The sequence below is a fragment of the Bombilactobacillus sp. ESL1092 genome, assembly GCF_058107465.1.
The window spans coordinates 551,143-566,218 of the sequence record NZ_CM176594.1 but is presented as its reverse complement, the minus strand read 5'-3'; the positions used below and the strand labels follow the sequence as shown (position 1 = coordinate 566,218).

At 37.1% G+C, this 15,076-nt stretch carries 12 protein-coding genes; 8 read left to right on the top strand and 4 right to left on the bottom strand.

What is annotated here, in order from left to right; all coding sequences use genetic code 11:
• Positions 1-6: 6 nt before the first annotated feature.
• Positions 7-1,182: a hypothetical protein gene (locus tag AC3B6Y_RS02745; protein WP_489791294.1), complete on the bottom strand. Its 1,176-nt coding sequence runs from the start codon at positions 1,180-1,182 to the stop codon at positions 7-9.
• A 175-nt stretch (positions 1,183-1,357) separates the two neighbouring features.
• Here AC3B6Y_RS02745 and AC3B6Y_RS02740 point away from each other — a divergent pair, with 175 nt between their 5' ends.
• Positions 1,358-2,560, top strand: a complete 1,203-nt coding sequence (locus AC3B6Y_RS02740; RefSeq protein ID WP_489758146.1) for a metal-dependent hydrolase family protein — start codon at positions 1,358-1,360, stop codon at positions 2,558-2,560.
• Between the two features lie 115 nt (positions 2,561-2,675).
• Here AC3B6Y_RS02740 and AC3B6Y_RS02735 read toward each other — a convergent pair whose 3' ends face one another.
• Complete coding sequence (locus tag AC3B6Y_RS02735) at positions 2,676-4,082, bottom strand: basic amino acid/polyamine antiporter (protein ID WP_489791293.1); 1,407 nt, start codon at positions 4,080-4,082, stop codon at positions 2,676-2,678.
• 306 nt (positions 4,083-4,388) lie between these two features.
• Here AC3B6Y_RS02735 and AC3B6Y_RS02730 point away from each other — a divergent pair, with 306 nt between their 5' ends.
• The 3 genes from AC3B6Y_RS02730 to AC3B6Y_RS02720 all read left to right on the top strand — a co-directional run bounded on the left by AC3B6Y_RS02730 (position 4,389) and on the right by AC3B6Y_RS02720 (position 7,749).
• On the top strand, positions 4,389-5,768 hold the full coding sequence (locus tag AC3B6Y_RS02730) for a cytosine permease (RefSeq protein ID WP_489791292.1): 1,380 nt from the start codon (positions 4,389-4,391) through the stop codon (positions 5,766-5,768).
• Positions 5,769-5,936: 168 nt separating this feature from the next.
• A complete protein-coding gene (locus AC3B6Y_RS02725) occupies positions 5,937-6,368 on the top strand; it encodes a MarR family winged helix-turn-helix transcriptional regulator (protein WP_489769531.1) in 432 nt (143 codons plus the stop codon).
• Positions 6,358-7,749, top strand: coding sequence for a DHA2 family efflux MFS transporter permease subunit (locus AC3B6Y_RS02720; RefSeq protein ID WP_489791291.1), 1,392 nt, complete (start codon positions 6,358-6,360; stop codon positions 7,747-7,749). The genes AC3B6Y_RS02725 and AC3B6Y_RS02720 overlap by 11 nt, the downstream gene beginning before the upstream one ends.
• Positions 7,750-7,948: 199 nt before the next feature.
• Here AC3B6Y_RS02720 and AC3B6Y_RS02715 read toward each other — a convergent pair whose 3' ends face one another.
• On the bottom strand, positions 7,949-8,116 hold the full coding sequence (locus tag AC3B6Y_RS02715; protein WP_489758151.1) for a hypothetical protein: 168 nt from the start codon (positions 8,114-8,116) through the stop codon (positions 7,949-7,951).
• A gap of 296 nt (positions 8,117-8,412) precedes the next feature.
• Complete coding sequence (gene asnB, locus AC3B6Y_RS02710; RefSeq protein ID WP_489775147.1) at positions 8,413-10,371, bottom strand: asparagine synthase (glutamine-hydrolyzing); 1,959 nt, start codon at positions 10,369-10,371, stop codon at positions 8,413-8,415.
• A 633-nt stretch (positions 10,372-11,004) separates the two neighbouring features.
• Here asnB and AC3B6Y_RS02705 point away from each other — a divergent pair.
• The 4 genes from AC3B6Y_RS02705 (at position 11,005) to AC3B6Y_RS02690 (ending at position 14,655) form a co-directional block, all read left to right on the top strand.
• Positions 11,005-13,053: a bacterial Ig-like domain-containing protein gene (locus tag AC3B6Y_RS02705; RefSeq protein ID WP_489791290.1), complete on the top strand. Its 2,049-nt coding sequence runs from the start codon at positions 11,005-11,007 to the stop codon at positions 13,051-13,053.
• 153 nt (positions 13,054-13,206) lie between these two features.
• Positions 13,207-13,761 carry a TetR/AcrR family transcriptional regulator gene (locus tag AC3B6Y_RS02700; protein WP_489758154.1) on the top strand — a complete coding sequence of 185 codons (555 nt, stop codon included), beginning with the start codon at positions 13,207-13,209 and terminating at the stop codon, positions 13,759-13,761.
• A gap of 238 nt (positions 13,762-13,999) precedes the next feature.
• Positions 14,000-14,182: a type II toxin-antitoxin system HicA family toxin gene (locus AC3B6Y_RS02695; protein ID WP_489758155.1), complete on the top strand. Its 183-nt coding sequence runs from the start codon at positions 14,000-14,002 to the stop codon at positions 14,180-14,182.
• A gap of 32 nt (positions 14,183-14,214) precedes the next feature.
• Positions 14,215-14,655 carry a type II toxin-antitoxin system HicB family antitoxin gene (locus AC3B6Y_RS02690; protein WP_489758156.1) on the top strand — a complete coding sequence of 147 codons (441 nt, stop codon included), beginning with the start codon at positions 14,215-14,217 and terminating at the stop codon, positions 14,653-14,655.
• Positions 14,656-15,076: the final 421 nt, after the last annotated feature.

Sequence of the window (15,076 nt, the reverse complement as noted above, 5' to 3'; positions counted from 1 at the left end):
TTGTAGTTATAACATCTTTAAGAACACAGAAGCGATAATGACTGAAGCCACCGAAACAGTGGCAAAACCGCCCACTAACATTTTGGGAAGCATTTGGTCATTTAAAACTGCTTCTTCCTTAGGATTGGTAGCTAATTGACTACAAATTTCAGTAGTTAAAATATAATCAGCGGGAAAACCGAATAAGGCAGTTAGAGAACAAGCAAAGGCCATCGCAGGACTCATCTTAAACGGTTTGGCTAAAATCCAAGATGCTAAAAACATTCCTAAAAGACCTAAAGCAATTAACACAATGATTTGTACTAAAACGCCAGCGATAATTTTGGGTGTGGTAATACTTAATTGGGAGAAAATATAAGCTAATAATCCATACATTAACCATTGAAAGACGCCGGCTTTGTTTAAAGCATTGTCTTCCAAAAAGCCTAATTGATGAGCAATTACGCCAAAAATTAAGCAAATAACATTCGCATTAATCGCGTTATGAATTAACATGCTACAGCCATTGGCTAATAGGGCGACAATGAGCACCCGTACAATAATAAAAGCTGAAGTTTGATAATCACTTGGAATGCCGAGCACATTTTTTTGAGTGGCTGAAGTATTCGCATTTTGCGTTTGCTGTGGATCAGCAATATTGCCGGCCCGGTACTCTTTTAAAACGCGCCGACCTTCTTTTTTGAGCATGACAGAAGTTAATGGATAGCCCACAACTGAATGTAAGACAAACATGGCTACTGGTAAAGTGACTAAAGTACTAATGCCCGCAGCTTTTAAGCCATTCGTCATTAATAAAGCGGCAACTAAACCACCAGTTAACGGTGGAATAGCAGCAACCACGGTGCGCCAATCAAAAATAGCAGTGCCGACAGTTAAGGTTAAAGCAATAACACCGATGGTTCCTAATAAAGCAATACAAACCGCGCGCCATTGTTGTAATAGTTCTTTTAAATCCATTAAAGTTCCTAAATGTACTAGTAATAATGAGATGCAGATATTGGCAAAATTAGTGTTGAAAGAAGCTTTAGCAACAATATCTTTAGGCAAAATTGTCCAAAAGCCAATCACAAATAAAATGGCGGTAATAAAGACGGATGGTAAATAAGACTTGGTAAATTTGGAAACCCATTCTCCAACTAGTAAAAATAACATCACAATGCCTAAAGCAACTAAAGAATTCATTGATAAAGCCCCCTTGTATTTTTGTTTTAAAATTAATAAAAGCAAATCTAATTAATTTATTTTTAATCATAAAACGACAATATAAAAAATTCAAGCGTGACTTTATGCGATTAACGTGGTAAATTACAATGTATAAATATTTAATTGTATTTTAATTAAAAGGGAGGGTTCTTTAATGACAACAGTCTATAAAAATTGTAACTTGTTTGTGGGTACTAAAGATGAAGTATTGGCGAATGCCTGGTTTGAAGTGGATGACCAAGGTAAAATTACACAAACTGGAACGGGTACGGCACCTCAAGCTCAACAAACGGTTGATTTAGCGGGTCAATATGTAATGCCGGGAATTATTGATGTGCATACCCATATTATGATGGATCCAAATGACGGCGATATCTCATTCGTCAATGAAACGGATGCAACTGTGGCGGCTTTGCAGAATCTACAAGCATTGTTAAGAACAGGTGTCACTTATATTCGTGATTGTGGTTGTGTCTTTGATGTTGATATTAAATTAAACAAAATCGCACAAGCTGGCGTCTATCAGATTAAGGGCCCGAAGATTTGCCCGTCAGGACGACCAATGTCGATGACTGGTGGTCACGGAGATTTTCAAGAAGGAACGTATGGTGAAAAGAACTGGGGTTATTTAACTGATTCGCAAGATGAAATGCGTAAAGCTGTGCGCACCGCATTTAAACATGGTGCTAAAAATATTAAAGTGATGGCGACCGGTGGGGTAATGTCACCGACGGATCAAATTGATGATACGGAGTTGAGTTTGGCAGAAATTCAAACTGCGGTTGAAGAAGCTCATTCTAAACACATGACTGTCGCAGCCCATGCCGAGGGACGTCAAGGCATCCATAACGCGATTGTTGCGGGAGTGGATTCCGTGGAACACGGTTCTTATGTGAGTGATGAAGACATTGAGTTAATGTTAGAAAAGGGAACTTTCCTAACGCCAACCTTAATTGCTGGTTATACGATTCCGACCTATGGTCAGGGCAAGTTGCCCCAATATATGCTTGATAAAGCGAGTGCTTTTTTAGATGATTATTTTGCTAATATCGGTAAAGCTATCAAAGCTGGTGTGAAGATTTCTTTTGGAACCGACTCAGGAACGCCATTTAATGATTTTACGGATGTCCCAGTAGAATTTCAATTAATGACGCAAGTCGGCGCCACGAATTTTCAAGCATTGCAGGCAGCTGGTCAATCCGCGGCCCAATTGTTGAAGATTGACGCAGAGTATGGAACTTTGGAAGTTGGTAAATATGCGGACTTTCTCGTTTTGAAGCAAAATCCTTTAGCTGACATTCAAGCTATTGCCCAAAAGGACAAGCAGGTCTATCAACAAGGGATCCGCCAATATTAAATTTAATGAAAAATAGGCTAAAGCATTGTGTAGTCGGATTAATAAGAAGTGAATCAAAGTTCAACTACTTGTTAAAACTAACTGCAGATGCCATAGCCTATTTTTGTCTAATTAATTACAAAATTAATCGGTGAAAACTCACCAAGACTAATGCCAGTAAACCAATGATAGCTAAACTGGTGGTGCCTACGCGTTCGCTCGGAGATAAGGGAGTATTTAATTCGTGATGGTTAACATGATAGTATAAATAAATTCCGGGCAAATAAATAATGGTGCAGACTAGTAAATATTGTAGTCCGGATAAAGTAATCCCGATAATTTCAAAACTGATGGTTCCTAAGCCCAAACAGCAGGTCCGCCAATTTTTTTGTTGCCATGAAAACTTAATTTCAAAAGCGGCGACAATGATGTAACAAACAATTACTGCTGCGGTACTTAAACTATAAGCTAATTCGTAAGCTTGGTCAGTAAAGAGCAGGGTTAATAAAAAGATTTGAACCATTAAGCCGGTGACAATTAACGCTAAAGTCGGCGCTTGATGACGATTCTTCTTACCTAAGATTTGGGGCAGGAGATGATGCTGTGCCATGGTACTGAGAGTTTCAGCCGGCAACATGGTCCACGAAATCCAGGCGCCAAAAATGGAAATTAAAAGACCAATACTAATGAAAGTTCCACCCCAAGGGCCCACAATTTTTTGAAATAAGTAAGCCATCACCGGTTGCTGCGCATGAATTAATTGAGCTCGACTAAAGTAACCATAAGGTAAGATAGAGGCTAGAATATAAATCAGCAACAAACAGCTAACACCAATAATTGTTGCTTTACCAGCAGTTTTTTGACTCTTAGCGCGTGAAGACAATACGGTCGCGCCTTCAATACCGACAAACAACCACATCATAATCATAAAACAGCTTTTAACCTGGGGAGCAACACTACTCCAGACCAAATTGTTGTGCAGATTACCCCAAAACTGAGAACTAAAGACATGGGTATTAAAGATGAGTAAACATGCCACAATAAAGGCGAAAATAGGAATGAGCTTACACAAGGTAATTAAGGAATTAATCAAGGCAGCATTTTCCACGCCTTGATTCACTAATAACGTCAGTAACCATGAGCACAGGCTGGCTACTAAAATTGCCGGCCAACCGTTGGCTTTTTGAAAAATGGGAAAAAAATAGCCCAGGGTACTCATGAAAACGGTTGAAAAAGCTACATTACCAAGCCAACCGGACATCCAATAGCCCCAACCACTGATAAACCCCCAAAAATTGCCAAAGCCAGATTGACCATAACTAAAGATTCCCTGTAAATCGGGCCGCTTTTGTAAGAGATCGTTGAGAGTCATAGCTAATAATAAAATACCACCGCTAATGATTAACCAAGCAATTAATGCTGGACCGGGGGCGGCCGCTTTGGCTAAATCACTACTTAAGGCAAAGATTCCCGAACCAATCGCAGTAGTGACAACCAGCGTTGTTAAGGTAAAACCGTTAATTTTTTTTGCTTTATTTTCCATGAAAGCAATTTCTCCTTAATACTATTTCAAATGATGAAAAGTTGATTGATCAATAGCTTCAGTTTTTCCAGAACGTTTGAACTTTGAGATGATTTGTAATTGAGGTTGAAAACTAAGCCTTACTATCATAGCAAATTTCAGCAGTTAACTAAAATCTTTTTGAAAAATCCATTGACTTTTACATTTTAAATCAGTAATCTAGGTCATAAGTTTAGTCCTTTTAACCTAATCCTGTGAGATTAAGAAGGGAGCACAGTTTCAGTTCTGCTCGGGGGTTTGAACTTGCGAGCTTTTTTTGTACCTAAAATGACAAAGGAGAATTTAAAATTGGGATTTAAACAGCAAAACGTCATCAGCAGTTCTGAACAAAATATGTCTAATTGGGATATGTTTGCCACTTGGATTGGGGCAAACGCCAATAATGGTACTTGGTATGTAGGCGGGGTCATTGCCGCTTGTGGTTTTTTGACTTCGTCAACGTTACTCATTATTGTGGGGATTATTTCCTATTTGTTATTGGCTTTGGTTTCATTAGCCGGATATCAAAGTCGCTTAAACACGATGACGTTAATGCGCGGTTCCTTTGGAGTTAAGGGGTCGATTCTACCGTCATTGATTAATATTGTTCAGTTTATCGGTTGGGCTGCGGTTAATACTTACATTGCGGCAGTGTCTGTAAGTTATATTTTGCGGGAAATTTTTGGTTGGTCCTCGCACAATCAAACGTTAAATCGGTGGGGCTTATTTGCTGGCATTCTGATTATGTCCTTACTACATTTAGGTAGTATTTCGTTAGGCGAAAAGTCAGTTAAATGGATTGAACGCATTGGCATTATTTTGGTCACCATTTTTGTTCTTTGGGAATCAATTATTGTTTTAAGAATGGTGCCCTTGAGCCAAATTTTATCTTGGCAACCACCGGTTAAATTACATTTAGCTAATGGTGTAGCGATTGATACGATTGCTGCCTTTAACTTGGCTTGGGTCACCGCCGCTGCGGACTTTAGTCGCTTTGCCAAGAAAAGATCGGGCGCCACTTGGTGGTCATTTATTGGCGCCAACTTGGGTTTAGTTTGGTTTGCTTTAATGGGTATTGTTGCGACCATTGCGACCGCGATTAGTCTGAATAAATTTGATCCCAATAACTCCGATCCAAGTACGATTGCTACCAAATTGGGCTTGGGTGCATTAGCCTTAATTGTGATCATGCTGACTAGTACGACGGCGAATGCGGTGAACTTGATGGCCGCTGGTTCAGCGGCTACGAATATTTTCCCAAAATTAAAATTAAAGGTTGCACTGTGGATTGTGACCTTAGTTGCGACAGTAGTAACATTTATTCCGGCTTATGTGACAACTTTCTTAGAAACTTTTGAACTCTTTTTAGATGGAGTGGGCATGTTCTTAGGGCCCGAAATTGCAATTTTCTTAGTGGATTATTTCATTTTAAATCACCGACAATATCAAATTGATGACTTTGATCAGCCCAACGGTCGTTATTGGTATTATCACGGTATCAATATCAATGCTTTTGGAACTTGGATTGTAGGAGTGATTTTGTATTTTGTTTTGCGGCGCTGGGCAATCATTAATGACAGTGTTGGCGCAACATTTATTGCCATGTTAGTGAGTGCTATAATTTATTGGGCTTTAATGAAAAGCAAGGTAGTCAGGAAAAAAGCTTAATCTCTTAGTAGGTAAAGTTGGGATCATCAGGTATTAATAACGGGTCTGCGGACTTTTTATTAAGCTGATTGTCCCAACTTTTTTAATTCTTGACAATCGTTTAGTTAAGTGTAGAATATATTTTTTGAAAGGTTAGCTAGCTAACGTTTGAAATGTGAGGTGAATCTAGTGCGCAACACTGGTCGGTTATTACAAAAAGCTGCGCGGCAAATGACGAATGATTTTGACCAATTTGCTAAAAAATATGATTTAACTAGTATGCAGATGTCATTTATTGATTACTTAAGTGATCATTCGCAGATTGAGGTTTTACAACGGGATTTGGAGCAAGAGTTCAATATTCGGCGTTCTACGGCGACTTTAATTTTACAGCGTATGGAAAAAAAGCAATTAGTGGTGCGCCAAACTAGTCAAGTTGATGCGCGCCAACGGGCAGTATTTTTGACTGAACATAGTCAAGCAATTGTGCAAGTGATTAAGCGTTATATGAAACAGGAACAAGCACAATTAGAACAACATTTTTCCACCCAACAGGTGCAAATATTTGAAGAGATTTTAACTTATTATCAACAAGGAGGACGCAAAAAAAATGAAAACTGATAAAGCCATTACGCCGAAAGTCATCGGCGCCATTGTAGCTGCGGGGTTAATGTCATTTTGTGGGGTGGTTGTGGAAACGGCCATGAATATTACTTTTCCCACTTTGATGCGCGAATTTCACATTTCCACAGCTACTGTTCAATGGATGACGACGATTTATTTATTAGTGGTGGCAATCGTAGTACCGCTATCGGCTTTGTTAAAACGAAACTTTAAAACTAAAAAACTCTTTTTAACAGCTAATTTTTTATTTATTGTTGGATTAATCATTGATGCCTGTGCACCAATTTTTCCAGTGATGCTTTTGGGACGGATGGTTCAAGGACTAGGAACAGGGATTGCCTTACCATTAATGTTTAACATTATTTTAGAAGAAGTTCCGCCGGCAAAAATTGGATTTATGATGGGAATTGGTTCCTTAATTACCGCAGTAGCACCAGCCGTTGGGCCAACTTTTGGCGGAGTGGTCGTTAATCTGTGGGGTTGGCGCTTTATTTTTGTTTTGTTACTGCCAATTCTAGTAATTTCTTTAATTTTGGGTTTAAGTTGTATCCAGCAAGTCAGTCAATTGGTCAAAACTAAATTTGATTGGTCGGGGATCATTAGTTTACTAATCTTTTTTGTGGGCTTAATTTTTGGTTTTAGTAATTTAGGAACCAAAAAATTGTGGAGCTGGTCAGTTAGCGGTGCTTGGCTATTAGGAATTATTGGCCTCATCTTATTTATTATTAGCTATCAACACACTCAAGAGCCGGTCTTAAACTTAGGTTTATTTAAGCAAGCTAGTTTTAGTGGACATCTAATTAGTTTTTTCTGTTTTCAAATTATTAGTTTAGGGACTTCATTTTTATTACCTAATTATATTCAATTGGTGAATCATCAAAGTACCACGATTGCCGGTTTATTAGTTTTGCCAGGCGCAGCTTTAGGAGCTATTTTGGCACCGTTTGGCGGCCAATTGTTAGATAACTTTGGTGCTCGGAAACCAATTTTGAGTGGTGCTTTGTTAGCAATTGTGAGCTTGTTGATCTTTACTCTAGCAACCGCTCATCTGAACTCAGGATTATTAATTTGCTTATATGTTCTGTATATGGGTGGCGTTGGCATTGCTTATGGCAACATTATGACTAGTGCTTTACAACAGTTAAATAATCAACAACAGGCGGATGGTAATGCTTGGCTGAATACTTTGCAGCAATTAGCGGGTGCTGTGGGCACTTCTTTAGTCGCTGCGATTGTGGCTCAGAGTCAATTACAGCAGAATCTATCTTTGACTCAAAAAACGATTCAAGGAACACAGCATGCCTTTATTTTGTTGTTAATTTTAGCTATTGTAGTCTTCGTTATTTTGTGGAAATTCTTACCTAAAAAGCAGCGTTAATTCATTTTTTGAGCACTATAACGGGAAAATATGTATAAAGTTATGAAACTGTTTTTTCTTGGCATAGTATCATCTTGATGTTTAAAATCATATTCAAAAAATAAGTTATGTGTTAAGATAGTAGTGAAAGAGGGACTGGTGTTCGAGCGCCAATCCCTCAGCGATCCGCTTTAAAGGCGGTGACTTATTACAAAACTACTTAAATCGTCCTATAACTTGCCAAAGTTGTGATAGGACGATTTTTTATTACTTTTTGTTGTTCATGATTGTGGCAACTAATGTGCCAAAAGCAATCATCAACACCAATACCTGATAGGTATTCAAGTAAGACTGGATATCCTTTCTGTTGATTCTTCCGTATTCTCATACGCAAGCACCTCCTTGAGAACAAACAGCCACCGCCCATAAAACTTATCGCACTAACTATTGTAGCATATTTTGTTTCTGCTTTGATTAAGCATAAAAAATTTAATCTCAAATTTTTATATAGAATGCCCGTTAATTAAGGCGGTTCGGATAAACTATTCTTCAGCTTTTTATTAGTTTGCTACTAAAAGCTTTATTTTAGATGAATCAATGAAAAATAAGCAATTAAGTCGTTTTTTGGCTTAACTGCTTATTTTTTTAGTATTCAACTTCTCAGTGTTTCTTGTCACAACTTAATTAAACTAGCGTTCCGTTATCCATAAAGGCTTGCACATCCGGTTGCATGTGTGCATATTTCTCAACGGTACCGTCAAAGTCAATGAAGTACAATTGGTACCAAGTTAAGAAAGTATAGATGTTCCAAATTTGCCGCCGAGCGTCAATTTTTTCATCGTAATTATCTTGCAATAATTGTAAAATTTTGTCTTGATCAAAGAACTCACTGACCCAGTCTTGGCTAAATAAGTCTTGAACTTTATCAAAGTACTTATCTTCCCGGAGCCAGGTTTTAACCGGAACAGGGAAGCCTAATTTAGGACGTTTGGCCCAGTCTTCTGGTAAGTGACGATTGGCAGCCTTACGGAAAATATATTTAGTATCATGCCGATTAATTAATTTTTTCGAAGGAATGGAGTTAGCTAATTCGGCTACTTTTTTATCCAAGAAAGGCACTCTTAATTCTAAAGAATGAGCCATGGAAATCTTATCGGCTTTTTGCAAAATATCATTGAGCATAAAGTGATGTAAATCAATATATTGCATTTGTTTAACTTCTTCAGCATCTTGGACCTTGGCAAAGTCTTCTTGATAGATACCATTAACTGTTAAATCATTTTGATACGGTTTTTGTAAAATAGCATTGGCTTGCTGTGAGGTGAAAATAGTCGGTTGTTGTAAATCAAAAATTAAGGATTCACCAACGTAATAATCTGATGGTTGGGCGCTTTGGCAATATAAATGAACTTTTCCCGGGAAATTAGGCGCATGCTTGATGTCCTTAGCCAAGTGCTGACGGATGCCTTTGGGCAATTTGTGTAAGCCACTGCCAAAGACTTTAATAGTCATATTATGCGAATGCATTCCGTAATTAACATAGCCAGCAAATAATTCATCAGCCCCTTCACCTGATAAGGCGACGGTTACTTTTTTGCGGGCTAAGCGGCACAAATACCAAAGGGGAATCACCGAAGGGTTACTATCTGGTTCGTCTAAGTGGTATTGCATTTCGGCAAAGTCATTAAACGCTTCGTCACCATTAACGGTGACTTGATTAAAGTGAAGGCCTTCTTCATCCGCTAATTGCTTAGCAACACTAGCTTCATCGTAAGGACCGTTATCGAAGTTGACGCTGAAAACTTCTTGTGGATGTAAAACGGAAGTGACATAACTGGAGTCCACTCCCTCAGATAAGAAGCTCCCCACGGGCACATCAGCGATATTGTGCAATTTAATAGAATCTTTGATTGTTTTGTCGATTTCAGCGACTGTTTCTTGATCTGAACGTTGGTGGTTAATCTGATATTGCGCATCCCAATATTCATGAATTTGCAAGTCTTGATCATGTAACTCAAACCAATGCCCTGCTGGGAAGCGATAAACATTTTTGAAGAAAGTTTCTTTCAAATCATTATATTGATTCATCAAAAAAGGTTTGATCGCTTCTTGGTTTAATTCCTTCTTAAAATTAGGGTGCTTCAAGAAAGATTTAATTTCAGAACCGACAATAAAGGTTTCACCATTTTGATAATAATATAGCGGCTTAATACCGAAGAAATCTCGCGCACCGTATAAAGTCTGTTTATTATTATCCCAAATCAAATAAGCAAACATGCCGCGCACGCGTTCTAGCGTGCCAGCCATACCCCATTCTTCATAGCCATGTAGCAATACTTCAGTATCTGTTTCAGTAGTAAAAGTATGACCAGCTTTGAGTAATTCGCTACGTAAATCTTGATAATTGTAAATTTCACCATTAAATGTCACTAAAATTGAATTGTCTTCATTATAGATTGGTTGCTTGCCACCTTGAAGGTCAATAATACTTAGTCGGCGAAAGCCAAGGGCTACTTGGTCGTTGGTATAAAAACCGCTGCCTTTGATATTAGGACCACGGTGTTCAATCATTTTCATCATGGACTGGATCGTTGTTTCTTTGTCGTCAACAGTCGGGTCGCTAAAAGCGATAATGCCGCACATTAAATATTCCTCCTATATACTGATATCATCAGTTTAATTAATGATAGTCAGAGTGTCAATTTATCAAAATTAATTTTAAGCTGTTCCGCCAAGCTTTTAAAGGGGTTTAAAAAATAAAATATTGATAATCAGCTAAGGGATTGATTCGTTGAAAAAATTTTAGTGAGCGAGAAGTGTCATAGTTCAATTTAATTGAAACTAGTATTTAACTGAGCACGTCCGGAACAAAAAAAGTTTATCAAAAAATATGAAAAATGCTAATTAACTATGACAGTCAATATACTGAGGAAACGTTTGAGAAGTTAAAATTCAACCGCTAAATATCTTTTACATCAATTGCGCTGGAACAATCAAATTAATTAGTGAAAAATAGTGCAAGATTTTTTGCAATAAATTGATTAAATAAATATGTCACAAAATATTACTTTTGTAGCACTTGTTTGCGAACTATTCATTTTTACAAAACCTAGGTTAATAATAAGCAATATTGCGAATTGTTATGTGATGATGAGAAAATTATTAATTTAGGTTGGAAGATAAGTAATGATGAATAAAAAGCGGTTAATCTGGTTTTTTAGTATAATTTTCAGTTATTTGGTTCTGTTAATAGTTGTTACACCAGTCCAAGGCAGGGTGCTTTTCAAAAGTAATCCAATACTGCAATCTCAGGCTAGTAGTTTATCGGTTCATAACTTTTTATCGCGTACAGCATTACCTAATTATGAAGTGAACGACTACGATCCAACTACTTTAAATGGTGCCAAAATTAGTTTAATTGAATCTCCGCAAGGAACGTTGAGTAATCCCGCGGGGAGTAACTCCGCTGTCACCATCGATATGATCATCACGCACAAAAATCGAGCACAAGTGATTCCCGCTAATACCAAGTTTACGATGAGCATCACAGCTGGCAATAGTGCTCATCCAGTGAGTAGTGATAACTTCTTGCGGATTTTGTCAGTCAGTTTACCGAGTGATCAAACTGGTAATAGCTATTTTAGTTATGATAAGCAGAGTGATGGTTCGGTGATTGTTACAACTACTAAGGACGTGCCCCCGGGAGTGGATGAAATTCATTTTAATTACCAAAGTGGTACCAATGTTTACAATTGGGATGGTCAAAACAAAGGAACTCCCATCCCGGGCAAAATTCAGACGCAAGTGCAGACTGCTGATAGTCCCGTTAATTTACCCGACTTAGATTATTATATTAAAACCACTCCCAAAAGTAATGGTAGTAACAGTGTCCCCGGTTATCTGTCAGCCATTGATCATTCCGCTGCGTTTATTGATCCTTATTATCCTAATAAAAATTTAGGTAGTCATACTGCCAATATCAATACAAGTGGTGCCAGCGTTGGTGGCTCGATATGGTCATCTTATACATTCAATGGTCAAGATAAAAATGGTGCTGGTCAGTATTATTTTGGTTATGAAGTTAATTACCAAGCATCAATTGGCAAGCCTGATGGTGCTAAGTTAGGTCTCAAATCACAAGACCCGATCGATTTACAACACGTTCACTTATTAAAGCAAATAAAGGATCATGACAATACTGTCTGGGTAGATATTACGAAAGATCCCACTTTGAAATGGACCACGACAGCTAATTCAATCCAAGTCGATGCCAGCAAATATGCAGGTCAAGTTAATTATGCCCCATTATATTTACAAGTTTATGTACCTGAATCCTCGTTAAAGAATATCAATTATGTCAACGCAACAGTAGGTTTTTTTAAAGAATTTTCGATGGCGGCTTATTTTAGTTCAATAACAGATAAACGAACGGTTTATTTTATTGATCCAGATAAGACTATTTATGAGAATCAAACTTATGATCCTTATACAGATATTACAGCTATGAAAGGTAATAGTGCATTAGCTAAAAAGCAGATTACAATTACCGATTATGATGGCTATCCAACAGATGGTACTAATCTAGTGCCTGGCAACTATTCTTTACAGTATCATGCCGTAGATCCAAGCGATGCTACGAATGTTGCTGATACAACTCGGAAAATTACAGTTTTGAAGAATCAAACTAGCTTAAAAGCTCAAGATAGTCAAATTATGCAAGGTAGTTCGTGGCAAAAGTACGATAATTTATTGGCTGTGACTGACCAAGATGGTAAAGTTTTGAATGCTACAGATTATCCCAGTCAAGTGCAAGTTAATGCTAATGTTAATACCCAAGTTCCAGGTGATTATAATGTTTTTTACACCTATATCGACTCCACGGGCAAACAAGTTTCTAAGTCAGTAACGGTGACTGTCTTGGATGCTCCTAGAATCAAGACTTGTCCCAGCTCTCTTGATTTTGGAACCCATTATAGAGGAGCAAAGACCACATTCTTAAATCCACAGTTGAATGCTAATTTGACAGTGGAAAGTGGTATTAAGTTAAATTCTAATTATCAATTTTTAGTTCAGGCACAGAGCAATTCACAATTAGCTGGTAGTTTACTTTTAAAAGATCAAACCAATCAATGGCAGAATTTGTCAACACCCACTTTGCTACCTGTACCAGTGCCAACGCAAACAGCTAGCGATAACTATCCGTATACTTATGATTTTTCCACCTTAATCAAGTCCGATAAATGGAAATTAATGGTCCCAGTTACCGCTCAAAAATCAGGACTGGCTAATCGAACTGTTACGTGGACTATTTCGAACTCGTTATGAGTTCGTAAAATTGAGCAGTAATTCAATGGCAATATTCAAGACGTCATGGTCTGCTATTTTTAAGCTGGATGTCATGAGGAAAAAGCAATTAGCTGCGGCGCAGGATTAAAACAAAAACTACTACTTTGAATTAGTAACGAGCAGGAGTAAACGATGAATGGCAAAGAACAAACTAAAGAACAATCACGTCAATGGTTATGGCAATCATTTCTCCAACTGTTGACTGAGGAGGATTATTCACAAATCACAGTCAAAGAAATTGCCGCTAATGCTTTGTTGGATAGACGGACATTTTACCGCTCTTTTGCTAATAAGGGGGATTTAATCGACTGGTATTGTCAGACAACCTTTTGTGAATATCGCCAAATTATTTTAGCAGAAGACTTTCAAAAATTGACTGTGGAAGAATCTCTGGGTAATTTGTTTAATTTTTGGTGGGATAAACGCCAAACAATTAGAATTTTGATTCAACAAAACTTGGCAGATCATTTTTTAAAAATTTGGAATGATAAGTTTATCGACATATACGATGATTTGAAACTACCAACTCATATACAAGGTACACGAACAGAAATTGAATATTTACAAACTTTTACTTCGGGGGGATTTTACTTTGTCATTATTACTTGGTTAGCTAAAGAAAATCCAGAGCCACCGAGTTATCTGGTGCAATGTTTTGCGCAGGCATATAAACAGATTTGTGAGTAAGAGAACTAAGTGAATTTTGATTACTAACAATTAGCTATAGTAGCAAAATAAGCAATTAAGTCAAAAATCGACTTAATTGCTTATTTTTGTGTATTACATTGTTATCCATCATTTTTAATTTTATTTTGAGATATTTTTATAGGTACTGACTTTAAAGTTTTTGGTAAAATCATTCCATATTTATTTACTATACGTATTATACGTACTAAAATAATCTTTGTCAGGAGGTAAAGTGCACATGCCTATGACACAAAAGGAAATGGTTAATTTGCTTCAAGCCCATGGTTGGAAAAAGACCAAGGGTGGTAAAAGTTCGCACATTAAAATGAGTAAACCCGGCAAAAGACCTATTACTGTTCCACACGGAGAATTAAATAAATTTACCGAACGTGGAATCAGAAAAGAAGCCGGTCTCATGTAGTCGGCTTTTTCCTTTCGGAAAGGGGAAAAATTATGTTATCAAGTTATCCAGCGTTATTTTATTATGACGATTCAGACTTAGAATCAGTTCCATTTTTCATTACTTTTCCTGACTTTGAAAATTCAGGTACACAAGGTGAGAATATTTCTGATGCATTATTCATGGCTTCTGATTGGCTAGGAATAGTTGTTGCAGATTATATAGATAATTCAAAAAAGCTTCCTAAACCATCAAGAATTCAGGATTTATCCTTATCTAAAAATAATCCTTTTCCTGAAGAATTAAATTATGATAAAGGTCAATCATTTATTTCAATGGTGTATGTAGACGTTACTAAGTATGTAGAAAATAATAAGTTGGTCAAAAAGACCTTATCCATTCCGAAATGGGCAGATAATTTAGGCAAGCAAATGAACATTAATTATTCGCAGACTTTAACTAATGCTATAGCAAATATGAATATCAACAAATAGACAAGTATAAGAGCACTCTATAGGGTGCTTTACATAGCGATATTAAGATTGAATTAGCTTATTTTTGCATGACTCTCGCAAAGTTTTTAACTACAATAAAATTAATATGCTTAAATATAGTTTTAAGAATTTTATTATAGTTATGTCCAAGTGTTAAGCAAATTTGCTGCGGATTTTTTAATTGCGTTCCAAGAAGCAGAAGTTTGTGCCTAGCATAAAACAAATAGCCAAGCCAGAATTAGCTTAGCTATTTGTTTTAGGTTAATGCTCAATTTCTAAGAGCTTCTTGGCGCAGCTTGATAATTGCACTCACAAAACTAAAAGCTTGTGCCTAACTTAGATCAAGCTTTCAAGTTAAAAACCAACTTAAAAGTTTAATCTAAGTTAGTTCTCAGCTTTTGCCCAGTTTTGTTCGCAGCTT